Annotated in this window: 29 protein-coding genes and 1 pseudogene; 22 read left to right on the top strand and 8 right to left on the bottom strand. The window is 64.4% G+C overall.

The features are described 5' to 3' along the window. Position 1: 1 nt before the first annotated feature. The 11 genes from cysW to K2M58_RS09030 all read left to right on the top strand — a co-directional run bounded on the left by cysW (position 2) and on the right by K2M58_RS09030 (position 13,616). Positions 2–919: a sulfate ABC transporter permease subunit CysW gene (gene cysW / locus K2M58_RS09080; protein WP_220677299.1), complete on the top strand. Its 918-nt coding sequence runs from the start codon at positions 2–4 to the stop codon at positions 917–919. Positions 920–922: 3 nt separating this feature from the next. Beyond that, positions 923–2,065: a sulfate/molybdate ABC transporter ATP-binding protein gene (locus tag K2M58_RS09075; RefSeq protein ID WP_220677298.1), complete on the top strand. Its 1,143-nt coding sequence runs from the start codon at positions 923–925 to the stop codon at positions 2,063–2,065. 42 nt (positions 2,066–2,107) lie between these two features. Further along, positions 2,108–2,806 (top strand): phosphoadenylyl-sulfate reductase, encoded by a 699-nt coding sequence (locus K2M58_RS09070; RefSeq protein ID WP_220678872.1) that lies wholly within the window; start codon positions 2,108–2,110, stop codon positions 2,804–2,806. A 110-nt stretch (positions 2,807–2,916) separates the two neighbouring features. Then, positions 2,917–4,101, top strand: a complete 1,185-nt coding sequence (gene sat, locus K2M58_RS09065) for a sulfate adenylyltransferase (RefSeq protein ID WP_220677297.1) — start codon at positions 2,917–2,919, stop codon at positions 4,099–4,101. Next, the gene (locus K2M58_RS09060; protein WP_220677296.1) at positions 4,091–5,863 is read left to right on the top strand and encodes an NADPH-dependent assimilatory sulfite reductase hemoprotein subunit; all 1,773 of its coding nucleotides are present in this window, start codon (positions 4,091–4,093) and stop codon (positions 5,861–5,863) included. The genes sat and K2M58_RS09060 overlap by 11 nt, the downstream gene beginning before the upstream one ends. A gap of 90 nt (positions 5,864–5,953) precedes the next feature. Further along, complete coding sequence (cobA, locus tag K2M58_RS09055) at positions 5,954–7,597, top strand: uroporphyrinogen-III C-methyltransferase (protein ID WP_220677295.1); 1,644 nt, start codon at positions 5,954–5,956, stop codon at positions 7,595–7,597. After that, the gene (locus K2M58_RS09050) at positions 7,588–8,415 is read left to right on the top strand and encodes a sirohydrochlorin chelatase (RefSeq protein ID WP_220677294.1); all 828 of its coding nucleotides are present in this window, start codon (positions 7,588–7,590) and stop codon (positions 8,413–8,415) included. Before cobA ends, K2M58_RS09050 begins: the two co-directional genes overlap by 10 nt. A 783-nt stretch (positions 8,416–9,198) precedes the next feature. Continuing rightward, entirely contained in the window at positions 9,199–11,124 is a 1,926-nt protein-coding gene (gene thrS, locus K2M58_RS09045; RefSeq protein ID WP_220677293.1) for a threonine--tRNA ligase, read from the top strand. A gap of 225 nt (positions 11,125–11,349) precedes the next feature. Next, on the top strand, positions 11,350–12,555 hold the full coding sequence (gene bshB2 / locus K2M58_RS09040; protein ID WP_220677292.1) for a bacillithiol biosynthesis deacetylase BshB2: 1,206 nt from the start codon (positions 11,350–11,352) through the stop codon (positions 12,553–12,555). 231 nt (positions 12,556–12,786) lie between these two features. Beyond that, positions 12,787–13,374: a hypothetical protein gene (locus K2M58_RS09035; protein WP_220677291.1), complete on the top strand. Its 588-nt coding sequence runs from the start codon at positions 12,787–12,789 to the stop codon at positions 13,372–13,374. A 38-nt stretch (positions 13,375–13,412) separates the two neighbouring features. Then, positions 13,413–13,616, top strand: a complete 204-nt coding sequence (locus K2M58_RS09030) for a hypothetical protein (protein WP_220677290.1) — start codon at positions 13,413–13,415, stop codon at positions 13,614–13,616. A gap of 78 nt (positions 13,617–13,694) precedes the next feature. Here K2M58_RS09030 and K2M58_RS12670 read toward each other — a convergent pair whose 3' ends face one another. Then, positions 13,695–13,904: a hypothetical protein gene (locus K2M58_RS12670; RefSeq protein ID WP_252393434.1), complete on the bottom strand. Its 210-nt coding sequence runs from the start codon at positions 13,902–13,904 to the stop codon at positions 13,695–13,697. Here K2M58_RS12670 and K2M58_RS12990 point away from each other — a divergent pair. Next, positions 13,803–14,156, top strand: coding sequence for a hypothetical protein (locus K2M58_RS12990; protein ID WP_354667535.1), 354 nt, complete (start codon positions 13,803–13,805; stop codon positions 14,154–14,156). The two genes, K2M58_RS12670 and K2M58_RS12990, sit on opposite strands and share 102 nt — an antisense overlap. On the opposite strand, the gene K2M58_RS09020 is transcribed toward K2M58_RS12990, so the two are convergent. The 6 genes and pseudogenes from K2M58_RS09020 to K2M58_RS09000 all read right to left on the bottom strand — a co-directional run bounded on the left by K2M58_RS09020 (position 14,054) and on the right by K2M58_RS09000 (position 17,935). Continuing rightward, positions 14,054–14,464: a helix-turn-helix domain-containing protein gene (locus K2M58_RS09020; RefSeq protein ID WP_252393615.1), complete on the bottom strand. Its 411-nt coding sequence runs from the start codon at positions 14,462–14,464 to the stop codon at positions 14,054–14,056. The two genes, K2M58_RS12990 and K2M58_RS09020, sit on opposite strands and share 103 nt — an antisense overlap. 21 nt (positions 14,465–14,485) lie before the next feature. Continuing rightward, positions 14,486–14,614 (bottom strand): annotated as a pseudogene (locus tag K2M58_RS12665) (IS607 family transposase); the annotation flags it as partial. A gap of 43 nt (positions 14,615–14,657) precedes the next feature. Then, positions 14,658–15,260 (bottom strand): ferritin-like domain-containing protein, encoded by a 603-nt coding sequence (locus K2M58_RS09015; protein WP_220677287.1) that lies wholly within the window; start codon positions 15,258–15,260, stop codon positions 14,658–14,660. Between the two features lie 194 nt (positions 15,261–15,454). Beyond that, positions 15,455–16,663: a Na+/H+ antiporter NhaA gene (locus tag K2M58_RS09010; protein WP_220677286.1), complete on the bottom strand. Its 1,209-nt coding sequence runs from the start codon at positions 16,661–16,663 to the stop codon at positions 15,455–15,457. Between the two features lie 115 nt (positions 16,664–16,778). Next, positions 16,779–17,621 carry an IS3 family transposase gene (locus K2M58_RS09005; RefSeq protein WP_252393614.1) on the bottom strand — a complete coding sequence of 281 codons (843 nt, stop codon included), beginning with the start codon at positions 17,619–17,621 and terminating at the stop codon, positions 16,779–16,781. Further along, a complete protein-coding gene (locus K2M58_RS09000) occupies positions 17,591–17,935 on the bottom strand; it encodes a transposase (protein ID WP_066201946.1) in 345 nt (114 codons plus the stop codon). Before K2M58_RS09000 ends, K2M58_RS09005 begins: the two co-directional genes overlap by 31 nt. Before the next feature lie 204 nt (positions 17,936–18,139). Between K2M58_RS09000 and K2M58_RS08995 the strand changes: the two genes are divergently transcribed. The 10 genes from K2M58_RS08995 (at position 18,140) to prpB (ending at position 26,499) form a co-directional block, all read left to right on the top strand. After that, positions 18,140–18,577, top strand: a complete 438-nt coding sequence (locus K2M58_RS08995) for a GntR family transcriptional regulator (RefSeq protein ID WP_252393433.1) — start codon at positions 18,140–18,142, stop codon at positions 18,575–18,577. Between the two features lie 47 nt (positions 18,578–18,624). Continuing rightward, positions 18,625–18,768 (top strand): hypothetical protein, encoded by a 144-nt coding sequence (locus tag K2M58_RS08990; protein WP_220677285.1) that lies wholly within the window; start codon positions 18,625–18,627, stop codon positions 18,766–18,768. 14 nt (positions 18,769–18,782) lie between these two features. Further along, positions 18,783–18,974: a hypothetical protein gene (locus K2M58_RS08985; protein ID WP_220677284.1), complete on the top strand. Its 192-nt coding sequence runs from the start codon at positions 18,783–18,785 to the stop codon at positions 18,972–18,974. A 323-nt stretch (positions 18,975–19,297) separates the two neighbouring features. Continuing rightward, positions 19,298–20,380, top strand: a complete 1,083-nt coding sequence (locus tag K2M58_RS08980) for a DUF418 domain-containing protein (RefSeq protein WP_220677283.1) — start codon at positions 19,298–19,300, stop codon at positions 20,378–20,380. 652 nt (positions 20,381–21,032) lie between these two features. Next, positions 21,033–21,617, top strand: coding sequence for a translation initiation factor IF-3 (infC, locus tag K2M58_RS08975; protein ID WP_220677282.1), 585 nt, complete (start codon positions 21,033–21,035; stop codon positions 21,615–21,617). Positions 21,618–21,847: 230 nt separating this feature from the next. Then, positions 21,848–22,042: a 50S ribosomal protein L35 gene (gene rpmI / locus K2M58_RS08970; RefSeq protein ID WP_220677281.1), complete on the top strand. Its 195-nt coding sequence runs from the start codon at positions 21,848–21,850 to the stop codon at positions 22,040–22,042. 167 nt (positions 22,043–22,209) lie between these two features. Beyond that, positions 22,210–22,575 (top strand): 50S ribosomal protein L20, encoded by a 366-nt coding sequence (rplT, locus tag K2M58_RS08965; protein ID WP_066200490.1) that lies wholly within the window; start codon positions 22,210–22,212, stop codon positions 22,573–22,575. A 187-nt stretch (positions 22,576–22,762) separates the two neighbouring features. Beyond that, a complete protein-coding gene (mmgD, locus tag K2M58_RS08960) occupies positions 22,763–23,872 on the top strand; it encodes a citrate synthase (protein WP_066200487.1) in 1,110 nt (369 codons plus the stop codon). A gap of 188 nt (positions 23,873–24,060) precedes the next feature. Continuing rightward, positions 24,061–25,503, top strand: coding sequence for a bifunctional 2-methylcitrate dehydratase/aconitate hydratase (locus tag K2M58_RS08955; protein ID WP_220677280.1), 1,443 nt, complete (start codon positions 24,061–24,063; stop codon positions 25,501–25,503). Positions 25,504–25,578: 75 nt separating this feature from the next. Continuing rightward, complete coding sequence (gene prpB / locus K2M58_RS08950; protein ID WP_220677279.1) at positions 25,579–26,499, top strand: methylisocitrate lyase; 921 nt, start codon at positions 25,579–25,581, stop codon at positions 26,497–26,499. A 197-nt stretch (positions 26,500–26,696) separates the two neighbouring features. Here prpB and sspI read toward each other — a convergent pair whose 3' ends face one another. Further along, positions 26,697–26,918 carry a small acid-soluble spore protein SspI gene (gene sspI / locus K2M58_RS08945; RefSeq protein ID WP_220677278.1) on the bottom strand — a complete coding sequence of 74 codons (222 nt, stop codon included), beginning with the start codon at positions 26,916–26,918 and terminating at the stop codon, positions 26,697–26,699. Positions 26,919–26,993 lie beyond the last annotated feature (75 nt).

The following is a 26,993-nucleotide window of genomic DNA, read 5'->3' as shown; positions in this document are numbered from 1 at the left end:
GATGACGATCATCGAGCCGGCCGCCTTTGAGGGTCGGTCGCCTGCGGCGGATCGTCCGCCGCACTTGACGGAGCCGCGCCTCGTGCGGGGGATGTTGATCGCCCTGGCGCTTCTTTTTCTGGGCGTGCTGCTTGTCCTCCCGCTCATCGTCGTGTTCACCGAGGCACTGCAAAAAGGCGTGAAAGTCTACGCAGCAGCGATCACCGAACGGGAGGCCCTGTCCGCCGTGCGCCTGACGCTCGCCGTCGCCGCCATCGCCGTGCCGCTCAATGCGCTGTTCGGCCTCGCGGCGGCGTGGGCGGTGACCCGCTTCACGTTTCCAGGGAAAAACGCGCTCGTCACGCTCATCGACCTGCCGTTTTCCGTGTCGCCGGTCATCGCCGGGCTGATGATCGTGCTCCTCTACGGGGCGCACGGGTTGTTCGGCCCCTGGCTTGCGGAACGGGGCCTCCAGATCGTCTTTGCATTTCCGGGGCTGGTGCTGGCCACGGTGTTCGTGACGTTTCCGTTCGTGGCCCGGGAACTGATCCCGACGATGCAGGCGCTGGGGACGGCGCAGGAGGAGGCGGCGCTGACCCTCGGCGCCGGCGGTCTCCGGATTTTCTGGCGGGTGACCCTGCCGAACGTCCGATGGGCGCTTTTGTACGGTCTGGTGATGACGAACGCCCGGGCGATGGGCGAATTCGGCGCCGTGTCGGTCGTCTCCGGGCACATCCGGGGGCAGACGAACACGATTCCGTTGCACGTCGAGATCTTGTACAACGAGTACCGGTTTACGGCCGCCTTTGCCGTGGCTTCGCTGCTCGCGCTTCTGGCGCTGGTCACCCTTGGGATCCGGCAAAGCGTGGAGCGGCGTCACCTTCGACGGGCGGGAGGCGGACCGGCGGGCTTTCTTGCGGGCGGCGAGGAAGGAGGGTGAGCGATGTCCGTGGAGGTCCGGGGGCTCTGGAAGCGTTTCGGACGATTTGCAGCCGTCAAAGGGATCGACTTTGCCGTCGAAAAAGGGAAGCTGGTCGGGCTCCTCGGTCCGAGCGGGAGCGGCAAGACGACGGTCCTCCGGCTTCTCGCGGGGCTGGAAATTCCGGATGCCGGCGAGATCCGCTTCGGCGGACGCTCCGTCATCGGCGTCCCGCCGCAAAAGCGGCGCATCGGCCTGGTCTTTCAGCACTACGCGCTTTTTCCGCATATGACCGTCTTCGAGAACATCGCCTTTGGCTTGCGTGTGCAAAAAAGATCCGACCGGGAGATCGAAGCGAGGGTCCGGGACCTCCTCGCGCTCGTCGGGTTGAGCGGCTTGGAGCGGCGCTTTCCCCAAGAGCTTTCCGGCGGGCAAAGGCAGCGGGTGGCCTTCGCCCGGGCCCTGGCGCCGGAGCCGGAGCTGCTCCTGCTCGACGAGCCGTTTGCCGCCCTCGACGCCCAGGTGCGAAAAAGCCTCCGCGCTTGGCTGCGGGAGATGGTCCGGCGCCTGGGGATCACGACGATTTTTGTGACGCACGACCAGGAAGAGGCGGTGGAAATGGCGGATGAGCTCATCGTCATGAACGAGGGACGCCTCGAGCAGCAAGGCCCGCCCCTCGAGGTGTACCGGAGGCCCCGGACGCCTTTTGTGGCCCGTTTTCTCGGGGAGTCCATCGAGATCCCCCGCCCCTCGACGCTCAAAGGGTTTGAACATGTGGATCCGGACGCCTTGGCCATCGTCCGGCCGGAGTTCGTCGAAGTGGGCGATCCGCACGAACGTTGGGATCTTCCGTCGGAAACGGGCATCGTGCAGAGGGTGCATTTTCGCGGCCGCGAATGGCAGGTCGAGGTGGCGGTGGGCGGGAAGACGCTGCCTGTGTATCTCCCGTCGGAGCGGGAAGTGCCGCGGCCCGGAGACGAAGTGCGGGTGTTTATCCGCCGCTTGTACGTTTTCCAGGGTGAGAAGATGGCCGTGGTGGAAAACGAAAACGCCTTACAACCCCGTCATCCGGCCCGGCACCAAGGGCCGGCGGCCGACGGATCGGCGGAAGCGCCGCGAGGGAACCCGCCCCCGCAGGCGTCGGGCCCGGCGGCGGCGCGGCGATAAGGCGAGGCGATCAGGCGATCAAAGGGAGGAGGAGGGATGGCGATGGCCGATCTGGTGCTCGATCCGGAGGAAATCCGTTCGCTGGCCGAAACGCTGAGGGACGCGCCCCCGGAGGAAATCTTGCGCACGGCGCTCGAGCGCATTCCGCGCCTCGCGTTGGCGTGCAGCTTCGGCGCGGAAGACCTGGTCATCCTGGACCTCTTGATGAAAATCGACCCAGAGGCGTCCGTGTTCTACCTGGATACGGATTTGTTCTTCCCGGAGACGTACGCGCTTCGGGATGAGGCGGTTCGGCGCTACGGCATTCCGAACCTGCGCCGCATTCGCCCGGACTTGAGCCTCGAAGCGCAGGCCGCGGAATACGGCGAGGCGCTCTGGAGCCGGGATCCGGACCTGTGCTGCTACCTGCGCAAGGTTCAGCCCCTGGAGCAGGTGCTGGCCGGACTGGACGGCTGGATCACCGGCATCCGCCGGGAGCAGGCGCCGACCCGCGCGCGGGCGGAAGTGTTCGAGATCGACGGGAAGTTCGGCGTCGTGAAGGTCAATCCGCTGGCTTATTGGACGTGGGATGACGTGTGGAACTATATCCGGGCGCATGATGTGCCGTACAACCCGCTTCACGATCGGGGATATCCGAGCATCGGCTGCGCGCCCTGCACGCGCCCGGTGCAACCGGGCGAAAATCTGCGCGCGGGGCGCTGGTCGCCCTTCGATAAGACGGAATGCGGCTTGCACGGCTGAAAGCGTCGTCAGGATATCGCTGAAGCTGAGGAAGGCGCTTTTAAGAAGCGCTGTATGTTCAAGAAGCGCTGGAGTCGTATACGAAACGCTTTATCAGAGGAGGGGTTGCATTGGAGCCGGCCGTTTTGCCCCATGGCGGCCATCTCGTTCACCGCGTGCTGACCGGCGAGGCGCGTCGCGAGGCGCTTCTCCGAAGCCGGTTCCTTCCGCGCCTCCTTCTTTCACCCCGGGCGCTGTCCGATCTGGAACTGATCGGCGTCGGCGCTTACTCGCCGCTTGTCGGTTTTCTCGGCCGAGAAGATTACGAAAGCGTCCTCACGTCGATGCGGCTTAGAGACGGAACGGTGTGGCCGATCCCGATCACGTTGCCGGTGGACGAGGAGTTGGCCCGGCGCCTTCGGGCCGGACAGGAGGCGGCGCTCGTCGGGGAGGAAGACGGCGTCGTCTACGGCGTGATCGAGATCACCGAGGTCTATCCGTATGATCCCAGGCGCGAGGCGGAGGCGGTTTACCGGACGACGGAAGACGCGCATCCGGGCGTCCGCAGGCTGTACGCGCAGCCCGGCCGCTATGTCGCCGGCCCCGTTTGGCTGCTCGACCGGCCGAAGCGGGAGGGGTTTCAAAAGTATTGCCTCGATCCGGCGGAGGCGCGAGAAGCCTTCCGGCGCCGCGGATGGCGGACGGTCGTCGGTTTCCAGACGCGCAATCCGATCCATCGCGCCCACGAATACATTCAAAAAAGCGCCCTGGAGATCGTCGACGGCCTTTTTCTCCACCCGTTGATCGGCGAGACGAAAGCCGATGACATTCCTGCGGATGTCCGTCTGCGGAGCTACGAGGTGCTCCTCGAGCATTATTACCCGCGGGATCGCGTGCTTCTTTCGGTTTATCCAGCGGCGATGCGCTACGCCGGCCCGCGGGAGGCGGTGTTGCACGCTTTGGTCCGCAAAAATTACGGCTGCACGCACTTCATCGTCGGGCGCGATCACGCTGGCGTCGGCCATTATTACGGTACGTATGAGGCGCAGCACATTTTCAAGAACTTCAAGCCCGAGGAAATCGGCCTCACGCTTCTCTTCTTCGAGAACAGCTTCTATTGTGAGAAATGCGACGGCATGGCGTCGGAGAAAACCTGCCCCCACCCGGCGGAATACCGCTCCCTTTTGTCCGGGACCAAGGTGCGCGAGATGCTGCGCCGCGGAGAAAAGCCTTCTCCCAAGTTCACGCGGCCGGAGGTGGCGGAGGTGCTCATCCGGGACCTGGAAGAGAAAGGAGTGGCGATCCATGGCACGTGAGAAGGAGCGGTCGGATGCGCAAGAGCGGGCTGAACGGGAGGAACGGGATCAAGATCCGCGGAATGATGCGCAGGCGTTGAACGCGGTGGAAATCCTCAAGCGCGAAAGCCGTTATCTCCGCGGCCACATCAAGGAAGAACTTCAGAACGACGCGCCCAAGTTCTCCGAAGAAAGCGTGCAAATCCTGAAGTTTCATGGGGTTTATCAGCAGGACGATCGAGATCTTCGGCCAAAGCTCAAGAAAGAGGGAAAAGACCGGCACTGGATGATGATGGTCCGCGCCCGCATCCCGGGCGGCGTGCTGACGCCGGAGCAGTACCTGACCTTCGACCGGCTTGCCGATCAGTACAGCGATTACGGGACGCTCCGCCTCACGGATCGCCAAACGATTCAGCTGCACGGCGTCGTCAAAAGCCACCTGAAAGCGACCATCCGCTCGATTCACGAGGCGCTTCTGACGACGCTCGGCGCCTGCGGGGACCTGGTGCGGAACATCGTCTGCTGTCCCGCCCCGGGCGACGACCCATCCCGGGCGGAGCTCCGCGAAGACATGCTGGCGCTGGCCGATCGCCTCGGCGCGAGGACGAATGCGCCGTATGAGATCTGGCTGGACGGCGAGCCGGTCGAACTTCCGGAACATCAACCGGAAGAGCCCCTGTACAAAGAGGCGTACCTGCCGCGGAAGTTCAAGATCGCCCTCACGCCGGAGGGGGACAACTGCGTCGACGTCTACGCCAACGACGTCGGCCTCGTGGCACATCTCGATGAAGGTCGCCGGCATGTCGTCGGCTACACGATCCTCATCGGCGGCGGCATGGGACGGGCCGCCCACGATGTGCACACCTATCCGCGGGTGGCCAGCCCTTTCGCCTATGTGCCGCGGGAACGGCTGGTCGACGTCGTGACCGCCATCGTCACGGTCTATCGCGACTACGGGCATCGGGGGGAAAATCGCCGCCTCGGCCGCATGAAGTATCTCGTAGAGGAGAAGGGGATTCCGTGGTTTCGCGAAGCGGTGGAACACCGGATCGGGTATCGCCTCGCCGAACCGCGCCGGCTGGTCTGGGAAAGCAGCGGAGACCATTTGGGCTGGCAGCGGGAGGAGGACGGCTTAAGCGGGCTCGGTCTTTTCATCCCCAGCGGACGCATCCAGGACACCGAGGCGGTGCGCTTAAAGTCGGCGCTCCGCGACATCGTGCGCGAATTTCGTCCTTCCATTCGGCTGACGGCCCAGCAAAACATCATCCTCAGCGGAATTCGGGACGAACATCGTCCTGACGTCGAAAAGCGCTTGCGCGAAGCGGGGGTGCCGCTTCCGGCGGAACTTTCGACCGTGCGGAAAAACGCCATGGCCTGCGTCGCCCTGCCGACGTGCGGCCTGGCGGTGGCCGAAGCGGAGCGGATTCTTCCCGACGTCGTCGCGGCGTTTGAGCGACTGTTCGAAGAGCTGGGGCTCTCCGAAGAGGCGATCACGATCCGCATCTCGGGCTGCCCCAACGGCTGTTCGCGCCCGTATGTCGGGGAGATCGCGTTCGTCGGCCGCACCCTGGGCAAGTACGAGGTGTACCTGGGCGGCGATCGCTTCGGCACGGTGCTGAGCGAACGGTTCCGAGAGATGGTGTCGCTCAATGAGCTGGTCGCGTCGGTGCGGCCGGTGCTGGAGGCTTATGTCCGCGAGCGCGGGCCGGGCGAAGGGTTCGGCGCGTTTGTGCGGCGTGTCGGGCTGGAGCGTTTTCAATCCGAGGAACCGCGGCCATCGTGACTGAGGAAAATCGTTATCCGATGAAAACGGGATGGCCGGCAGATGACCAGCCGGTTCGAATCGAAACTTCGGCGAAGGGAGGGTGGAGGCATGGACGGTGGTAAAGTCTACTTGGTCGGCGCCGGGCCCGGCGACGCCGGGCTCGTCACGGTGCGCGGGCGGCAGCTTCTGGCGGAAGCCGATGCGATCGTCATCGACCGACTGGCCCCGGCGCGCCTTCTCCGATACGCTCGCGAGGACGCCGAAGTGTATCACGTGGGCAAGGCGGCCGGCCGCCACCTGGTGCCCCAGCGGGAGGTCGAAGCGCTCCTCATCCGGCTGGCCCGGCGCGGTCTTACGGTCGTCCGCCTGAAGGGCGGCGATCCGTTCGTGTTCGGCCGCGGCGGCGAGGAGATCGTGGCCTTAAGCAGGGCCGGCGTCCCGTGGGAGGTCGTACCCGGCATCACCTCCGCCGTGGCCGTCCCGGCGTACGCCGGGATCCCGCTCACGTACCGCGGCGTCTCGTCCGCCTTCACCGTCGTCACCGGGCATCGGTGCACGTGCGAAGAGGCCCAAAACCCGCCGGTCGCGGCGGGCGAAGCGCCCGCGCCCATCGACTGGTCCAGGCTGGCAAAGGCCGACGGCACGCTCGTCATCCTGATGGGCGTGACGCGGCTTTCGGAGATCACCGAGCGGCTCATCGCCTTCGGACGCTCTCCGGATGCGCCGGCCGCCGTCATCCAATGGGGGACGCGCGCCACACAGCGGACGGTCCGCGCCCGCCTCGGCGAGCTCGCCGAACGCGCGCGGGCGGCGGGCATCGGGTCGCCGGCGGTGATCGTCGTCGGCGAGCTTTGCGCGCTGTCCGAAGCGCTTGCGTGGTATGAACGGTTGCCGCTGTTCGGCCGGCGCGTCGTCGCCGTGGCGGAGACGCGCGAGCGGGCGCTGGCCATGGCGGAGGCGGCCGAGGCGCTCGGAGCGGAGGCGGTGGATCTCTCGCTCCTTCCGTACGCGCGCTTTGACCGCTCGGCGGTCGATCGGCTGCTTAAGGGAAGCGGCCTCGGCGCTTCGGCGCCGGGGCGCGGTGAGGCGGGCCGCCGCGCGCTCTGGGTATTTCGGACCGCGCTCGGGGTGGAAGCCGTCTGGCGGGCCCTTGAGGCCCGTGGTCTTGATGCCCGAGCCCTTTCGGGGATCCGGATCGCGGCCGCGGGCCCCGGGGCGGAAGCGGCGCTTCTCCGGCGCGGAATCCGACCGGATGCCCTCCTCCCTGAGCAGGAGGAGGATGCGCCTTTCGACGGCCGGGCGCTGTTCGACCGAAGGGCCCGGCGGTTTTGGGCGGCGATGGCCGAGCCGGGCGCGCCGGTGTTCGTCGAGGCGGGGGGCGGCCTTGCGGCTTTCGGGCAAAAAGCGCCGGAGCGCGGCATGGAAGGCGCGTCCTGTGGCTCTTCTTTTGAGAGGCTTTCCTTATGGACGGTCGACGGGGCAAGGCTCCGCGCCCGACTGGAGCGGCTCCTCTCGGACGCCGTGCCGCCGCGGATCGACCTCCTCTGGGCGGAATCTCCCGCCGCCCTGGCCGTGGGGAAAGCGGCGCTCGACATCGCGTCGAACGCGCAAGCGGCGCCTTTCGTCGTGATCGGCGGCCGCGCCGAAGATCTACCGCCGTCCTTGGAGGCCGGGGCGCCCCTTTCGGGGGCACCGACGGCGGAACGCGCCGGAGAAGGGGAACCGGTGGAGGTTCCGCGCCGATGGCGATGACGGCTTCCCGGACGGCCGCGGTGCTGTTCGTCGGGCACGGTACGCGCTTTCCCAAAGGGCGGCGGGCGTTCCTTAAGACCGTGGCTGACGCCGCGACGAGACTTGGGATCCGGCATTTTGAGGCGGCGTTTTTGGAGTTCTGTCCTCCGACGGTAGCGGACGCCTTGCAAAAGCTGTACCGGAGCGGGGTGCGCGAGGTCCTCATCGCCCCCCTCCTGTTGTTTGCGGCCGGTCATGTGAAGCAGGATCTGCCTTCCGAGGTGGGTCGCGCCCGGGAAGCGTGCCCGGGGCTCAGGGTGCGTTTTGCGCCGGTATTCGGCGAGGATCCGCGCCTTGTGGCGCTGGCCGCGGAGCGGGCGCTTAAGGCCGCCGGCCGGTTCGAGGCCGGCGACGCCCTTCTGGTCGTCGGACGGGGAAGCCAGGATATGGAAGCGTTTGCGGCTTTCCGGCGCGTCGCCGAAGCGATCCGCCGCACGCTCGGGGTCGAGCGCTGGGGGTTCGGGATGCTCACCGGCATCGGGCCGGGGTTGGAAGAGGCGGCCGCGCGTTTGTGGGCGCAGAGTCCGCGGCGGACGGTGGTGTTGCCGTATTTGCTGTTCGAAGGGTATCTGATGCGGAAGCTGCCGGAGCGCCTGAACCAGGCATTGTCGGCGGATTGGGCTTCCGTCGCGATTGCCCGGCCGCTGGGGCCGCACCCGCTTCTTGCCTCGGTCCTGGCCGATCGGGTGCGGGAAAGCATGGACGAGTGCACCGGCCGCAGGAAGGGGAGAGCGATGCCGGGCCTTCCAGGTGTCCATGGCCCGTGGCCGGATCCGTAGGGGGGCGCCGGATGACTTGATGGAGCAGGCGGCGGGGATTCCCAACAGTTGAAAAACCTTTTGCGTTTTTTCCGCTGGCTATGTTAACATGCGCCTAACCGAGCGAAAGCCAGGCTTCGCTGAGAACCGAAGTGAACCTGACCGCGGTGAGAACGGCCCTGCCGCGCGTTCTGCGGGAAGTGAAGCCTGCGGAACCAAGCTCTGCGGCGGAAAGGGATTCCCGGTTTACGAGCCTCTCGTCGATGATGCAAGATGCAACCGGGCAAGGATCCATCGATGGGATGGTTGTTTGTGAGTTACGGAACAGCTATAATGATGCTAAGCCTTTTTACGGACAAGCACAAAGCGGGCGAAGATGGGGCCATGCGCGCCCGGTTCGGGGCATCCAGAGAGCGGAGGCCTGAGGCTGGAAGCCGCCGCTGCCGCCGCGGGCGCGTACCTCCCCGGAGCCGATCCGGCGAAAGGATGGGGGCGTTACGACCGGGCGAGGTCTCGGTCGGGCGGCGGTCCTGTCCGAATCGCGAGTAGCCGGATCCGTCGGCGGCGTTAACGCAAAGAGCGGGTCGGTCGGAGGGCCGGCGGAAGGGGTCCGTTTCCTTTTGATTCGGAATGCCCGGTGAGGGCATCGGTCCGGCGAGGGAACAGGGCTGCCGGTTCGGACCGGCCAAAAAGGGTGGTACCGCGGGAGCCCCCGCCCCTTTGGGGCGGGTTTTTTTGTCGGCGCTTGCGTTTTTTGCTGCCGAAAAACGTCATGCCACAAAACGAAAGAAAGGATGAAGGCCCATGCCGACGGTGGTCCTTCCCGACGGAGCGAAGCGGGCCTTTCCGGACGCCCGGACGGCGGCGGACGTCGCCCGGGCGATCGGCCCGTCGCTCGCCAAACGGGCGCTGGCGGCGGAGATCAACGGTCGCGTCGTCGATCTTTCGCATCCGGTCGCGGAGGGGGATGCGGTCCGCATCCTCACGGCCGAAGACGAGGGCGGCCTTTTGGCGATGCGGCATACGGCGGCCCACATCCTCGCCCAGGCGATCCTCCGGCTCTATCCGGGGACGAAGCTCGGCGTCGGGCCGGTGATCGAAGACGGGTTTTATTACGACGTCGACCCGCCGCAGCCGATCACCGCCGACGATCTGCCGCGGATCGAGGCGGAGATGAAGAACATCATCGCCGAGGACCTTCCCCTCATCCGGGAAGAAGTGACGCGGGAGGCGGCGATCCGCCACTATGAGGCGATCGGCGACCCGTACAAGCTGGAGCTCATCGCCGCCATCCCGGAGGGGGAGCCGATCACCTTCTACCGCCAGGGGGAGTTCGTCGACCTCTGCCGGGGGCCGCACGTGCCGTCGACGGGCAAGGTGAAGGCGGTGAAGCTCCTCTCCGTCGCCGGGGCGTACTGGCGGGGGGATCACCGCCGCCCGATGCTGACGCGGATTTACGGCACCGCCTGGGCGTCGGAAAAAGATCTCGAGGCGTATCTCGCGCGCCTGGAAGAGGCCCGGCAGCGGGATCACCGGCGGATCGGGAAGGAGCTTAAGTTTTTCACCTTTTCGCGGGAAGTCGGCCAGGGGCTCCCGCTCTGGCTTCCGAACGGCGCCAAGGTGCGGCGGATCATCGAGCGCTACATCGTCGATCTGGAGGAGTCGCTCGGCTACCAGCACGTGTACACCCCGGTGCTGGCGAACGTCGAGCTGTATGAGATCTCGGGCCACTACGCCCACTACAAGGACAACATGTACCCGCCGATGGAACTCGACCACGAGCGGCTCGTCCTCCGGCCGATGAACTGCCCGCACCACATGATGATCTACAAGAGCGAGCCTCGGAGCTACCGGGATCTGCCGCTCAAGATCGCCGAGCTCGGGACGATGTTCCGCTACGAGGCGTCCGGGGCGCTGACGGGGCTCCACCGGGTGCGGGGGATGACGCTGAACGACGCCCACATTTTCGTCACGCCGGAGCAGATCGAAAGCGCGTTTTCCGAAGTGGTAGAGCTCATCCTGCGGGTGTATCGGGATTTCGGCATCGACGACTACTGGTTCCGCCTGTCGCTCCGGGATCCGGCGGATACGGAAAAATACGTTCAGAACGACGCGATGTGGGAGATGGCGGAGGGGATGCTCCGGCGGGCGCTTACGAACCTCGGGCTCGACTTCGTCGAGGCGAAGGGCGAGGCGGCCTTCTACGGGCCGAAGCTCGACGTGCAGGTGAAGACGGCCCTCGGCAAGGACGAGACGCTGTCGACGGTGCAGCTCGATTTCGTGCTGCCGGAGCGGTTTGACCTCACGTACGTCGGCGAAGACGGCGCCTCCCATCGGCCGGTCGTCATCCACCGGGGCGTCGTCGGGACGATGGAGCGTTTTGTCGCGTATCTCCTGGAAAAAACGAAAGGGGCGCTCCCAGTGTGGCTTTCGCCGGAGCAGGCGGTCGTGCTCCCGGTGTCGGACCGCTTCCGGGAGGCGGCGGAGGCCGTCGTCCGGGCGCTTCAAGCGGCCGGCGTGCGCGTCCGCCTCGACGCCCGGGCGGAGAGCTTGAACTACCGCATTCGGGACGCCCAGGTGAAAAAGATTCCGTACACGCTGGTCGTCGGGGAGCGGGAGGCGGAAAGCGGGACGGTCGCCGTCCGGCGCCGGGGCGAAAAGGCGGCGGAGACGATGTCGGTCGAAGCGTTCATCGCCCTCGTGAAGGACGACGTGGCCCATCGCCGGTGAAGCACCGAGCTCGCGGCGGTTCTGTAGTCCCTCGTCGCAAGCATGTCGGATCGGCGTCATCGTCGCCCGGGTGAAACGGGGCTGCCGGAAGTCGAAACGACTCAGGCGTCGCGCGGGTCGCAGACGTCGCGAGGGACTCAGGGGTCAAAGAGGCAGACGTCACGTAAGATGCGGGCGGCCGAGGCCGGCCGCTGAAATCGCCGGGCGAAAAGGGGGAATGGCGCGATGGAGCGGCTGGAAGGGGCGGCGCTGGAACGGGCCCGGGCGGCGCTCCGCCGGTGGGAAGGCCGGACGGCGTACGTGCACCTGGAGACGACGCAGGGGGCCTATGCCCGGCACCACCGGGGGGAGGCGCATCCGGTCGGCGGGCTGGTGCAAAACGCCCGCGTCGTCATCGAGCGGGCGTCTCTGCTCGGCCCCGGCCCGCACCGGCTCGGGCTGGTGACGGTCGACGGCTATGCCCTCGTCGAAGGGCTGACGCACTGGGAGGAGGCCGGCGGAGGGCCGGACGGTCGGCCGGAGGACGTTCTGGCGTTTTATGCCCTGCTTGCGGACGGAAAGCTCGCCGCCGCCTTCATCCTTTCGACGGCGCCGCGGGCGCTGGCCGGGCGGGCCTTCGGCGGGACGGAGGTGCTGAATCTTGCGACGGACGCCGAGGCGTCGGAAAATCCGGCGCCGTTCGGCGGAACGGGGTCGGTGCCGGACGCCGGCTTGGGATCGTCCCCGCTCGGTCCACCGGGCGCGACGGTCCTGTCGATTTTTCCGCATCCGGATGATGAGACCTTTGCCGCCGGAGCGACTCTGGCCCGGTGGGCGGCGTCCGGCGCCCGCGTGGTGGCGGTGACGCTCACGCTGGGCGAGCTCGGCCGGAGCCTGGGCGACCCGCCGTTTGCCACCCGTCTGACGCTGCCGGACGTGCGTCGACAGGAGCTTGCGGCGGCCCTCCGGGCCCTCGGCGTCGAGCGGCTCGTCCTGATGCATCTGCACGACAAGACGGTGGAGTTCATCGATCGGGAGGCCCTCGTCCGGCGCCTTCTGGAGACGATCGAAGCGTATCGCCCGCAGACGATTGTGACTTACTATCCCGGGTATGCCGTGCATCCGGATCACGACGCCACCGGAGAGGCGGTCGCGGCGGCGGTGGCCCGCCTGCCGCGGGACCGCCGGCCGGCGGTCTACGGCGCGGCGTTTGCCCCGGGACGGGAGCGGCTCGGACCGCCGGATTTCGTCGTCGAGGCCGGGGCGTTCTGGCCTAAGAAGCTGGCGGCCCTTCGGACGCACGCGTCGCAGACGGGCGCCCTGTTCCGGGAGTACGAGGCACTTCTGGCCGCCGGAGATCAGGCGGCAGAGGCGGCCTTTTTGGCCCGCTTTCGGGAAGAGCGCTTCTGGCGGGTGGACGTGGAGGCAGCGGGAACCGGGAGTGGCCGGTAAACGGCCGCCCCCGGCTTTGGTGTTGCCGGTCATCTTTGTTATAGCTCTTCCGCGGCAGGACCTGCCTCCTTCAGGAGATCGTCGTCGTCCACCGGGACGAAAAGGCGGAGCCGGCGCAGGAACTGGCGGAAGATCTGGTGAGCATCGTTCAGCATTTCGCTGCCCGGCTGTACGGAAGCCGCTCGTACCGGGCGCGAAAACTCGTGCAGACGGTCAAGGAGGCCCTGGGCGATGAAGCGGACCGTTCGGCTCTTAAGCCTCCGGCTGAACCGGAAAAAGTGGGAAACCCTAAAGCGGACGATTGAGGCCTATGCCCGGCAGAAGGATGCCTTTCTCGTCCGGTACGCACATCTCGACTTTCTCTCCTATCTGGGTCCGGGCGGTCGCCGGGCGCTTCGGGATGCGCTCGTCCGGACCGGCTTCAAAAGCCCTTACGGCCTTCAGGCGCGCCTGTGGAAGATGGCCCTGGAGGATGCGCTCCTTACGCTCGAGCGGCACTGGGAGGCGGTGCTTCAGGACATTGCAAACCGCATATCCGACCGGCATTCCTGGTCCGAAGGCATGAAGCACTACACCCGATGGCTTCTGTACCTTCCGGCCAGCGGTTCCCGGGACTGGCGCCGGATTCGGGATCTGATGCGGGGCCATGATGCCGGCGCGCCGAACAACGGTCCGGGCGCCGAACTTATGCCGGAAGAACAAGCACGCGTCCGCCGCTGGCTCAGGCGGCAGGTGCGTCGCCGTCTCACCCGGCCGCGGGTCAAAACCGCAAGAAGCATGATGTTAGGTCATGCGCCCCTCAGACTAGATAAATGCTGAAACTATGTTGTATCCTTCTGTCAAAGGAGGGGCAATCCATGAAACGAACAAAATTCATTCCCGGCTCCATCAAACTCAAAGCGGCTTTGGAACGGATAAAAGGCGAAAAAACGCTCGTCGAATGCTCTCGGGAATACGGCGTTCATCCGAACACCCTCTTGAAGGGAAAGCTTGCCCTTCTGGAAAAAGGCGCTGAGCTCTTTGAACCCTCCAACAAAGAACAGGAATACCCGGGAAGCTAGATCGGCTTTCCCTTCATGAACGCATCCGCCTGGCTCAAGAGGTGCTGGCCAGGCGACTGGATCCCCTGCCGATTCACCTCAAGGCGCCTGATTTCGCGGGCAACCGGGTATGACCAGAAAAAGCGAGAGGTAGCCGAAAGGAAACGAATTGAGGCAGACGAAACGCTCAAGGCACAGATCGAAGCCATCCTTCAGGAACATCCGGAGTCCGGCGATCGCCGCAGTGAAGCCGAGCTGAAACGAAGGGGGACGGTCGTCCATGGAAAGCGGGTTCGTCGTCTCCTCCACACGTTTGAGCTTTCCCTCAAACGAAAGGTGAGAAAACCAAAGCCGAATCCGCTGCTCGAGCCGCTTGTCCTGGCCAAAGAACGGGCGAACCTCACCGCCGGCCTTCTTTCCGAACGGGAACCGGATGCCTTTGAGGGTCTCCACCGATTTCACCCAGCTCGTCTATGGCGGCGGGAAGGTTTGGTTTTTGCCGATTCTGGACCATCGCACGCGGTTGGTACTTGGATACGCCTTTTCTCCCTCTCCGGGTAGTCCATTTTCCGGCCGGACTTGAGTCCACGGAAGAAATTCTTGAACGCCTGCTCCAGATCCCGCAGCGCCTCCTGCGGCGCCCACTTGGACACTTCGACCATCCACGGGAAGTCCGGCTTCTTAAGACGATTGAGTTCCTGGTGGAGTTTCTTGGCGTTTGTGTTGCGGCCTTCTTTTTCGTAGATCTCAATCCACCTCGCCAGGCCCCAGTTGTAGGCGAAGCGGGCCACCCCGGCATGCTTGGCGAGGAGGATGTGTTGTTTTTTATTGGGGTCGAGCTCGTATCGATAGGCCCTATAGATCTTCACGCTCAAGCGCCTCCAGCGCTTTTTTGTCCGGCGTCTCGCGGAACGCTTGCCATAAAGCCGCGCGGCAAGCGAGACGAGGACTTCGGTCATGTCGCGCCAGAGATCGTCATCGATTTCTTTTTCTTCCGCCATGAGAATTCTTCCGTGCGCCCGAAGTACCCTTTTCCTTTAGGGGAGGGAGAAGTCACTTGCTCTACTTATCCATCTGGTTCTGAAATGCCCTCAGATGATGGGTTGAGGCCGTGCGCAGTTTTTCGAAGGCGTTCCGGACATCGGCGGGAAGATCGTTTTGCGATAAAAATGTGTCGTACATAGCGATGTTGTCGATCTCGGCCTGGACGCCGGCCCGGGCGGCCTCCAGAAGCGAAGCGGGATTGGTGATATGAGCGGATGCTTCCGCGCGATTGGGGATGGGGACGCCGTACTTTTCAAGAAGTGGCAGAAGCAGATCGATATGGGTCTGTTCGGCCTGTAGGATGTTGGTATACGGCTTGACCGGACCATATGTCTCGATGATCCATTCGTATTCGGCATAAGCGCCATACTCGTCCTGGATCGCATAGGTGAGCATTTCCGCCAGGGTGAACGATTCTTTTCCTTTTAGAGCCCAATGTCCAAACGGATCGGAAGTATGAGGTTCCTGACGTGACGCTAATGAATCTGGTATGGAATCGGACATCGAGGTCGTTCCTGAAATCGCTTCTGAACCGGTTGCCGATTCCGCCATAAGGGCTTTTTGAGAAGAGAAATCGCTTAAGCCGGCCCCGCCGACAGTGACGGCCGTCAGAACCCCCAACAGCTTTTTTCCCCATAATATCATGGGCATATTCGGTTCCCTCCATCGAGAATTATTTTTGGGAGAAAGCTTGAGTGGATCCGGGAAGCTTTCTACCGACTCCAAGGCTACCGGATGTCGGTTAAGAAATGATGGAGGAAACCTCAAGACGATCTTAAGCCTTTGGAACAAATCCATTAACCATCGATGGATGATCAGCGCTTCGCGGTTGACGGCGTGGCCTTCCTGCCGATGCGGCCGATGACGGCCGCCGAAGCGGCGAACAAGAGGCTTAAAAGCGCTCCGACTTTGGCCTCGGCCTGAAGCGCCCGGTCGTCGGGAAAGGCCGCTTCTGCCATGAACAGGGAGACGGTCAGTCCGCTGGCGGAGCTTAAGGCGATGACAAACAGGCTGAAGCGATCGAAGTCGATGGCGCGGAGCCACCCGATCGACTCGGTCAATCGCCCGGCCAGGTAGACGCCGGCCGTTTTGCCCACGAAAAGGGCAAGGGCGATGACGACAGACAGGGGCCCAAAGGTAGAGAACGGAACCCCTGCGTTGGCCAGGGCGAAGAGAAAAAGACCGTCGTCGACCGGACCGGATACGGTGGATTCAAAACGGTGAAGCGGCGCCGATTTTTTTTCGTGATCGGCCGCCTGAGCATCGGACGCCCCGGCGGGCTGAGGAGCCAACGGCAAAAACGGGACGATCGGCACGAGGGCAAGCGAGGGGTGAAGCCCGGCGCGATACAATCCGTACCAGCTCAAGCCGCCGGCCAAAAAGACGGAGAGGGCCCATTGATTCGGAAGGACGCGGCGAAAGAGCCAGGCCAGGCCAACGGCGAAAAGGACGAAGACGAGTGCCGGCAGGTGCAGCGGATGATGGGGATTGGAGTAGAAGAGCGCGATGATGAGCATGCTCACGATGTCGTCGCCGATCGCGACCAGCAGGAGAAAACTGATCGCCGGATGACGCGGTCCGAGCGCGAGGCGGGCGGCGAGCCAGGCGATGGCGATGTCCGTGGCGGTGACGATCCCAAAACCGTGAATCCAGTCGGGATGACCGAGAAGGAGCGTCGTAAGGATGAACAAAAACGCAGGAACGATGACGCCGAAGGCCATGGCCAGAAACGGGTTAAAAGCGTGAACGATGATGTCCCGCATGCCCCCGTAGCTCGACAGGGTGGCGACGATGTGCGCCGTCACCAGGCCGAAAAAGAAGGCCATGAAGACGTCGTTTACCAGCCAGGCGAAGCTGGTGGGGCCGAGAAAAGGAACGGAAATCGACGGCTCCCGCATCCACGTCGAATAGGAGGAAGGGTCGATATGGACCCAGATCAGGGCGAGGACGATGCCGGATATCAGGGGAACGGCATTCGCCCGCAGTTTTGAATGAAAAGATCGAATATGGTATAACCATACCAAAAAAGATCACCTCCACGGCCATTATACCCGATTTTGTGGCCACGATGCGACGCGCGTCGGTGGACTTCCCCTAGTTTGCTTGACACGGGGTTAAGATTATCGAAATTGAAATGCTTCACGTATGACAGCGTTCGTATTCCTTTGGCGTGAGATAGCCCAGCGCGGAATGCATCCGTTTGCTGTTGTAAAACATCTCGATGTACTCAAACACCGCTTTTTCTGCTTCTCGTACGCCAGCGAACTTCCCGCCGGCCAGGAGTTCCGCCTTCAGCGTCTTGTAAAACGCCTCCATCACTGCATTGTCGTACGGGTCACCCAGCCGTGACATACTGATGACGCCGCCATGACGCTTCACGGTCTCTTGATACCGTCGGCTCGTATATTGCGATCCTCGATCTGTGTGGACAATGAGGCCCGCTGGCGGCTGTTCCCGGCCTACTGCTTGCAAGAATGCATCAATGACAAGCTGCTCGGTCATGCGGGTTTTCATCGCCCATCCAACCACCTTGCGGGAAAAAACGTCGATGTAGGTGGCCAAGTACAGGAACCCGTGTTGCAGCGGAATGTAGGTGATGTCTCCGACCCACAGCACATTCTTGGTCTCAGCGGAAAAGGCTCGCTGAACCAGATTCTCCACAATCCGCCCGGCGGACGGCTTGCGACCCAGACGATGTTTGCGGCGCCATGGCAGAGCCACAAGGCCCATTCGCTGCATATGCCGAGCCACACGATTCTTACTCGTGAAGATGCCTCGCTTACAAAGTTCCAGCGCAATACGTGGGCTCCCATAGCGACCTTTGAATTCACGGTATACCTCACGAATGGCGTCCATGAGCAACTCACTGTCGATTTGTCGCTGGCTCTTACGGCGCTTGCACCAATCGTAGTAGGCTTGCCTGCTTACTCGCAGCAGACGGCACATCACCTTTACTTCGTAGGTCTTTGCGTTTTCCCGGATGAATCGGTACTTGACTTCTCGACCTCCCTCCAGTATGCCTGAAATTTTTTTAGGATCTCGTTCTCCGTCTCCAGCTCTTCAAGCCGCTTTTGCAGACGCTTGATTTCCCAATCGGCATGACGAATTGGGATACCGTTGCCGGAAAAGGCGTCTTCACCATGAGTCTGGTACTCATAAACCCACCGGCTGAGCATGGTTGGGAGAATCCCAAGTGCCTTGGCTACATGGGAGACCTTCTTTCCTTCCTCCAATACCTGTCGGACGGCTGCCACTTTGAAGGCTTTATCATATTTCCTTCGCTTCAACAAAATCATCCCCTTTACACTGAGTCTAACTTGGTCTTAATCCCGTGTAAAGAGGAATGTAGAAAGTCCATCGGGGATTTTTGGGTGAGTGATCTCCGTTTACCGAACGTTGATACGGCCCGGGGCTTTTGGTGGCTTGACAGGTGGGGATCAGAAGGGTATATTGTGAATATAGATATACACAGAATCAGAGCGTGAACAGGATGAAGCGCGATGGACCCGCTGATGATCCGCATCGATCCGGAGGATCCGGCGCCGATCTACCAGCAGATCAAACGGCAGCTGAAGGAGCGCATTCTGAGCGGGTTATTGCCGCCGGGGACGCCGCTTCCGTCGATCCGGGGCCTCGCCGAGGCCCTTCGCGTCAGCGTGATCACGACGCGGCGGGTGTACCAGGAGCTGGAGGTCGAGGGCTGGATCCGGTCGGAGCAGGGAAGGGGGACGTTTGTCGCCGTCTATGACGAGGCGGCGCGGCGGGCGGACCGGCTGGCGCTTGCCCGGGAGGCGCTTCGGGAGGCGATCGAACGGAGCCGGCGCCTCGGTCTAACGGATGCGGAGATCGTCCGGTTGTTCGAAGCGGTGTTGAAAGCGCCCGACGTTTTAGGCGGGCGAGGCAAGCGGCCGGAGAACCGTCCGGAGAGCGGAGCCTAGGCCCGGTATCGATTCAGACAGAAGGCTGCGGTCGGAAGAGTCGGGCTTTGGGGGCGAACCGGGCGATCGCCGGTAACAAGCCGATCGCCGGGCGGATCGTCCTTTTCGGCGAGACGTATCCCGCCGGGGAGGTGGCGATCAAAAGCCGGATGGCCGACTGGCCGGATTGGCCCGAGCTTTTTTCGGCGTGACCGGCGGCGAACTCGTGCGGCAGGCAGAGAGGCCTGCGTCGGACTGGGACCGGGGGCGGTTCCGGGCGCTGGCCCGCAGGCTGGAGATTCCCACCCTCGATCAGCCGTTTGAGACGCTGTCCAAGGGGGAACGGGAGCGGCTCTTCGCGCTTTCTGCGGCCGCGCTGCTGCGTTTGCCGGCCGGCTTTTCCGGCGGACGATCTTGAGCGACGAACCGTGGAGCTGGCGGCAATTCTGGCAGGCGATGCGCGGGGAAGAAGGCGTCTAACAGGCGGGTCGCAAAAGGAAAAATGAGAGGTGAACTCCCATCAGGCGAGTAACTCCACTCGAACGAGAAAGACGGGCAAGGCGCAAGGCGGGAAGTGCGGAACGTGGCGGATGGGACGAACCGAACGGCGCCGGCCCGGCGGAGGGACCGGGGCCGACGGACGAACGGTCGCGGATCGCTTCGCTCGATCTTCTCCGGGGCATCGCCGTCTTCGGCATCGTCCTTGCGAACATGCCGTCGTTTTGGGGGCCGGAGCTTTTCATGCCGTTCGGCGACGTCCGGACGCCGCTCGATCGGGCGCTTCGGATCGGGCTCGATCTGTTCGTGGAGAATCGATTTTATCCGCTGTTTTCGTTTTTGTTCGGTCTTGGATTTTATCTTTTCATGAAACGGGCGCGGGACAAAGGGGCGCCGGCCGAGGCGCTGGCGCTCCGGCGGTTTTTCTGGTTGCTGGGGTTCGGCGCGGTCCATCTGGCCTTTTTCTGGTTCGGAGATATTCTGCACACCTATGCGCTGGGCGGTTTGGCGCTCCTTCTGTTCGAACGGCTTTCGCCTCGGGCGCTCTGGCGCTGGGCGCTCGGGGGACTCGTCGTCGGGGCGCTTTTGTTCGGCCTGCCGGCCCTGCTGCTTCTGACGGTCGATGCCGGGGGCGATCCGCGCCTCGCCGAAGAGGCGGTTTTCGATCTCGCCGACCTGGAGAAGGCGGCGGCGGCGATCGACGTCTATCGGCAAGGGGACGCGGGGGCGTGGCTTCGGTTTCGCTGGAGGACGGAGCTTCCGCTCGTGCTCGGATACGAATGGTTGGCGCTCGTTCAGGTCTTGCCGTTTATGCTCGTCGGGCTCGCCTTCGGCAAGCTCGGGGTGGCCGAACGGCCGGCGGCGCACCGGGCGCTCCTGAACCGGGGGCTCCGGTGGGCGCTCGTCGTGTGGCTTCCACTTTTTGCGCTTTTGCTCTGGCGGCGGCTCGGCGTTTCGGCCGTCGGACCGACGTACGAAGACTGGGCGCTCGTGCTTCTGACCGGCTGGGCGATGAGCTTTGTCTACGGGCTCGTTTTCTTCCGGTGGGTGCCGCCGGCGCTTCCGGCCTGGACGGCGCCGATCGTCGCCGCCGGCCGGATGGCGTTTACGAATTACATCCTGCAGACCGTTCTTGCCGTCGGTTTGATGCGGCTTTTCCGGTTGTACGGAGCGACGACGCTCGCGGAGGAGCTTTTGGCGGCGGTGGCGATTTACGGCGTCAACGTCGCGGTGAGCCGCTTCTGGCTCCGGCGGTATCGCTTCGGTCCGCTGGAGTGGCTCTGGCGGATGGGGACGTACGGGCGATGGATTCCGCTTCGACGATAGCCCGCTCCGCTCCGGACGGAGCCCGCTTCCGGCCGGGGATGCACCGGCGCGCGCCCGCCACGGTGACGAAGACGGGGCGGCATCCTGAAGACCGAACCAACCGGCAGGACGAACATACGTTCAATTGACATTTCTCGGCGGATCCGATACACTGCCTTTATGTGTTGAATTCATCGGCGGGATGAAAAAGCAGAAGCCCCGCGCTTCTCACCTTGCGGCGTTCGCCGGCAAGGTCATCGACCACCGCCGCTTTGTTCCGCCGGAGCCTAAACTGCGGAAGGACGGACGCAGGACGGAAGGACGCGATCGCCGGAGGCGTCGAATCCGGCGCCCTAAGGTCCCAGGCGGATCGTCGCCCAAGCGCCCGGAAGCGGCGGGCGTCGATCCGCTTTGGGCTGATGGCGAACCGTTACGGGTCTGCGTTGGATCCGGCCGGGCCGGGCGGAAGGAAGCGAACGGCAAAGGGTGAGCGCGTGGGGTCACGCGCTTTTTTTCATGCCGCGGAGAGCGCCGGTCCCGGGTCGGGGGGACGGTGCGGTTCGGACGCATGGCTCGGGTCGCGCGCCTCGGCGGGTCGGGCGTCTCGACGGGTCGCGCTTCGGGGCATCGGAGGCGAGCGATCTGAAGCGCCGGCGCCGACCCATATTCGGTGATGGAGGTGGCTTCGATTAGCAAAACGAACCGTGACATTCAGGTGAATGAGGCGATCCGCGCGCGGGAAGTGCGCCTCATCGACGTCGACGGCCGGCAGATCGGCATCGTGCCGCTCCGGGAGGCGCTCCGCCTGGCGCGGGAGAAAAACCTCGACCTCGTCAACATCGCGCCCCAGGCCTCGCCGCCGGTGTGCCGGATCATGGATTACGGCAAATATAAGTTTGAGCAGAGCAAAAAAGAGCGGGAGGCCCGGAAAAAGCAGAAGGTCATCACGATCAAGGAAGTCCGCTTCAGCCCGACGATCGAGGAACACGACTTCAACACGAAACTCCGGCACGTGATTAAATTTCTCCAGGAAGGCGATAAGGTGAAATGCTCGCTCCGCTTCCGCGGACGGCAGATCACCCACGCCGAAATCGGCGCCGAAGTCATGCAGCGGGTGATCGAAGGCACGAAAGACATCGCCGTCGTCGAGCGTCCGCCGCTCATGGAAGGCCGGAGCCTGATCATGATCCTTGCGCCGAAGGCGGAAAAGCCGGAGAAAGGCGAGCGAAAAGACGCGACGCCTCGGGCCGAGCGCTGAGGGCGGGCCGCCAATGGCGGCCGCCCGACGTGCGGAAGGGCCACGGCCACCGTCGGGCTTCTTGGGGCGGAGGAACGACGGCCAACACCGGATTGGCGGTGGAAGGCCGAGGGCCGGCTTCCGGCGGCGGAGGGCCGTCGACCGAGGCAGCGCGGGCGTCATTCCCGCCTGACCGACGGCCGCCCGGACGGGGGCGCTCGGAGTGAAGAGAACCGAAGGAGGACCGAACGATGCCGAAGATGAAGACCCATTGCGGCGCGGCAAAGCGCTTTAAGAAGACCGGAAGCGGCAAGCTCATCAAATACCGCGCCAACAAAAGCCACCTCCTCACGCACAAAAACGCCAAGCGGAAGCGGCGCCTGCGCGGGGAGAGCGTGCTCAAGACCGGCGACTACAAGCGGACGATCCGCCTGCTGCCGTACTGAGCTTCTGAGCGGATGACCGTCCGCCGGGGGTTCGTCGGATCGCCGGCAATGGCAAGGACGGCTCCCGGGACGGTTGGGTCGCCCTCGAGAGAGGTTTCGACCGGAGACGGCACGGACCCGTCGAACCGGCGCGGAAAAAAGGTGCGCTCAAAAAGGAGGAGTCGACCGTGGCACGGGTCAAAAATTCGCCGGTCACCCGCCGGCGGCGGAAGAAGATCTTAAAGCTCGCCAAAGGGTATTTCGGCGCCAAGCATGCCCTTTACCGCACCGCCAAGCAGCAGGTGTGGAAATCCCTCGTCTACGCGTATCGGGACCGGCGGCAGCGGAAGCGGGACTTCCGGCGGCTCTGGATCGTCCGCATCAACGCCGCCGCCCGAATGAACGGTCTTTCGTACAACAAGTTCATGTACGGCCTCAAGCAGGCGGGCGTGGCGATCAACCGGAAGATGCTCGCGGAGCTCGCCGTTCGGGATGCCGAGAGCTTCAAGCGGCTCGTCGACGTGGCCAAGCAGCATCTGAACGCGCAAGCCTGAGGCGAAAGCCGATCGGGCAGTCCGGGGCAGGGCGGATGAAAAACGCCCTGCCTTTTTTCGCCGTTTTTCAGTTTTGTCCTTTCACATATTGTGCTATAATCGTACCGGTCGTTTCAAACCGCAAGACGCCGTTTCTTCTCAAAAACCGAAGGGCCGATCCGATTACCCGAGCAAAGGAGCGGAGAAGATGGACTATCGTCCGGGGCTCGAAGGGGTCATCGCCGCCGAGACGGCCATTTCGTTCCTGGACGTCGATCACGAAGAGATCGTCGTCCGCGGCTACAACCTGCTCGATCTGGCCCGGGAGAAAACGTACGTCGACGTCGCCGCCCTCCTCATCGACGGGGCGCTCCCGGATGAGGCGCGGCGAAGCGAGCTGGAGCGGACGCTCGTCGCCGAAAGCCGGGTGCCGGAGGCGATCTGGACGATTCTCCGGGCGCTCCCGCCGTCGATGCACGCCATGGACCGCCTCCGGACGGCGGTGTCGGCCCTCGCCGGATTTGACCCGGAGGTGGACGACCACTCGCCGGAGGCGAACCGCCGGAAGGGGATCCGGGCGCTGGCGAAGATCGCCACCGTCGTCGCCAACCTGCACCACATCGCCGAGGGCCGGCCGCCGGCGGAACCGAACCCCGGCCGCGGTTTCGTGGAAAACATGCTGACGATGATCGTCGGCCGGAACGTGACGCCGGCGGAAGTGCGGGCGTTCGACATCTCGCTCATCGCATACAGTGAGCACGAAATGCCGAACTCGACGTTCACCGCCCGGGTCATCGCCTCGACGATGAGCGACCTCTACGGGGCGCTCACCGGCGCCGTCGCCTCGCTGAAGGGGCCGCTCCACGGCGGCGCGAACGAAGCGGTCATGCACATGATGCTCGAAGCCGGGACGCCGGAGGGGATGGAGGCGCTCATCCTGAACAAGCTCGCCGCCAAGGAGCGGATCATGGGTTTCGGCCACCGGGTGTACATGAAGAAGATGGACCCCCGGGCCGCTCTGCTCAAAGAGACGCTCCGGACGCTCGTCGACGCCGGGGCCGACGGGAGGTGGCTCGCGATGGGCGAGGTCGGCGAAGCGGTGATGCAACGGGAAAAGGGCCTCTACCCGAACCTCGACTACTACGCCGCGCCGGTCTACTACGTCCTCGGCATTCCGATCGAGCTCTACACCCCGATCTTCTTCGCCGCCCGAACGGCGGGCCTCGTCGCCCACGTCGTCGAACAGCATGCGGCCAACCGGCTCTTTCGGCCGCGGGTTCGTTACACCGGCCCGCGGGGGCTCAAGCCCACAAGGTGACGCGGGGGCTCAAGCCCGCAAGGTGAAAGGTTCAAATCCGGACGGTGCACCCTGACCGTTCGCCCGTCCCGGCCGCCGCCCCGGCGCGTCGGCGGCTGGGCGATCGGGGGCCTTCTCAGCCGATCGAAGTCGAGCATCACGGAAAAGCGGCCGGCCATGCCGGCCGAAGCGGGAAAGGAGCGGTAGGTGTGACGCCAGGGTCGCCGAAGAACGAGCGATCGTTCGACCGGCTCATCGTCGAGATCGCCGATTATGCCAAAAACGCCAGCATCGAAAGCCCCCTCGCCTACGAGACGGCCCGCTATGCCTTTGCCGACGCCCTCGCCTCGGGCCTTTACGCCCTCGCCTATCCGGAGGCGACGAAGATGATCGGGCCGGTCGTCCCGGGAGCGACGCTTCCCGGCGGCGCCCGGGTGCCGGGGACGCCGTACGAACTCGATCCGGTGACGGCGGCGTTCAGCATCGGCACGATGATCCGCTGGCTCGACTACAACGACACGTGGCTCGCCGCCGAATGGGGGCACCCGTCGGACAACCTCGGCGCCATCCTCGCCGTTGCCGACTATGAAAGCCGCCGCCGGCGGGCGCTCGGCGAGGCGCCGCTTAAGGTCCGGGATGTGCTGACGGCGATGATCAAAGCATACGAGATCCAGGGCGTGCTGGCGCTGGAGAACAGCTTGAACCGCGTCGGCATCGACCACGTCCACTTCGTCAAGGTCGCCTCGACCGCCGTCGCCGGGGCGCTCCTCGATCTCACCCGGGAAGAGATTCAAAACGCCGTCTCGAACGCCTGGATCGACGGGGCGGCGCTCCGGACGTACCGGCATTTCCCGAACACCGGTTCCCGGAAGTCGTGGGCGGCCGGCGACGCGACGAGCCGGGCGGTCCGGCTCGCCCTGTGGGCGCAAAAGGGCGAGATGGGCTACCCGACGGCGCTTTCGGCGCCGACGTGGGGCTTCGAAGCGGTCGTCCTCAAGGGCAAACCCCTCACCCTCGCCCGGCCGTTCGGAAGCTACGTCATGGAAAACATCCTCTTTAAGATCAGCTTCCCGGCGGAGTTCCACGGCCAGACGGCCGTTGAGGCGGCGCTCAAGCTCCATCCTCAGGTCAAAGACCGGCTGGACGAGATCGACCGCATCGTCATCACGACGCAGGAGCCGGCGGTCCGCATCATCGACAAAAAGGGCCCGCTCCACAACCCGGCGGACCGGGACCACTGCATCCAGTACATGACCGCCGTGGCGCTCATCTACGGGGACCTCACGAGCGACCACTACGAGGAGCCGATCGCCCTCGACCCGCGGATCGACCGGCTTCGGGCCGTGACGGACGTCGTCGAAGACCCGGCCTACACCGAAGCGTATTACGATCCGGAGCGGCGGGCGATCCCGAACGCGGTGCAGGTCTTCTTCAAAGACGGCTCCGCGACGGAGAAGGTGGAAGTCTTCTACCCGATCGGCCACCGCCGCCGCCGGCAGGAAGGGATTCCGCTTCTCCTCGAGAAGTTCGAGCGAGCGCTCAAGAGCCGCTACCCGGCGAAAAAGGCGGCGGCGATCTACCGCCTTTTCGCCGAGGATCCGGCCTTCCCCGACTGGGACGTCGACCGGCTGATGACGCTTCTTGCGGAGTGACGGCCGATCGAGACGATGAAAAGGCCCGGCCGGGGCGATCCGCGGCCGGGCGGATCCGTGAAAGGAGGGACGGAGATGGCGTGGTTTACCGAGCGGGGGACGCCGCAGCCGGAGCTCGCGGCGGCGTTTCGCCGCCTCGTCGAGGCGAAGGAGATCCTCATCCTCCCCGGCGCGCCGGACGCCCTCGCGGCGCGGCTGGCCCGGGCCGCCGGCGCGCGGGCGCTCTACCTTTCCGGCGCCGCCTACACCGCCAGCCGGGCACTCCCCGACCTCGGCCTGGTGACGTCGGCGGAGGTGGCGGAACGGGCCCGGGACATCGTCCGGGCGGCGGATCTGCCGCTCCTCGTCGACATCGACACCGGCTTCGGCGGTGCGCTGAACGCCGTCCGGACGGCCCGAGAAATGGTCGAAGCCCGGGTCGCGGCGATCCAGATCGAGGATCAGGTGCTGCCGAAAAAATGCGGGCACTTAAACGGCAAGGCCCTCGTCGATCCGGAGGAGATGGCCCAGAAGGTCCGGGCGATCAAAGAAGTCGAACCGACGCTCTACGTCGTCGCCCGGACGGACGCCTACGCCGTCGAGGGGCTCGAGCGGGCCCTTGAGCGGGCGCGGCTTTACGTCGAGGCGGGCGCCGACGCGATCTTCCCCGAGGCGCTCCCGGACGAAGCGGCGTTTCGGGCGTTTCGGAAAGGGATCGATGTGCCGCTTCTCGCCAACATGACGGAGTTCGGGAAGACGCCGTACTACACGGCGGCCCAGTTCGAGGCATGGGGCTACCAGATGGTCATCTTCCCGGTCACGGCGCTCCGGATGGCGGCGAAGGCGTACGAGAGAACGTACCGGACGCTCATTGCCGAAGGGACGCAGACGGCCCTCCTTCCGGAGATGCAGACGCGCAAAGAGCTGTATGAGACGATCGACTACTATGCCTACGAGGCGCTCGACGCGAAGATCGCGAAAACCGTTCTGGAGGGATCGGGGCGGGCGCCGTTTTGAAATGCATCTCGCCCTCCGGCCGCTTTTGAAAGCGAGGCCGGGCGTCGCCGCGTCGAATGAAGTCGAATGAAAAGAAAAACACCGCCGCCTTCCGGGGCGGCGTTTTTCTTGCCGTTGGCGGGTTCATTCCGCCTCGGGCGTATCCCCTCGGGCGGTTTGCTTCCGGCCGACGACCCGTGATACAATCAGATCGCAGTTTACGTAAGTTTGCCGGCGATCTTTTCCAGGACCGCCTTCCGTTCGACGTCATCGCTCGCCTGCCAGAGGAGCTCGAACAAAAAGCCGAGGCCGGGGAGGGTTTTTTCTTCCTGAGCGTCGATGGCGTCTTCGATGATCTCCCGGAGCCGGTCGGGCTTGATCCCGTGGAGTTTTTGTTCAAGGGCCTGGCGGATGTCGATGTCGCGATAGGTGATGGCCACGGGGACGCCCCCTTTCGCACGATCTTGCGGCCTTCTTCGCCGCGCCTCTTTTAACGTTTCCCGGCGGCCGGCGCT

Source organism: Hydrogenibacillus sp. N12 (assembly GCF_019645935.1).
In the GTDB taxonomy this organism is placed as follows: Bacteria; Bacillota; Bacilli; order Thermicanales; family DSM-22653; genus Hydrogenibacillus; species Hydrogenibacillus schlegelii.
The sequence above is the reverse complement of the archived record's forward strand: the minus strand, read 5'-3'. Positions and strand labels throughout refer to the sequence as shown.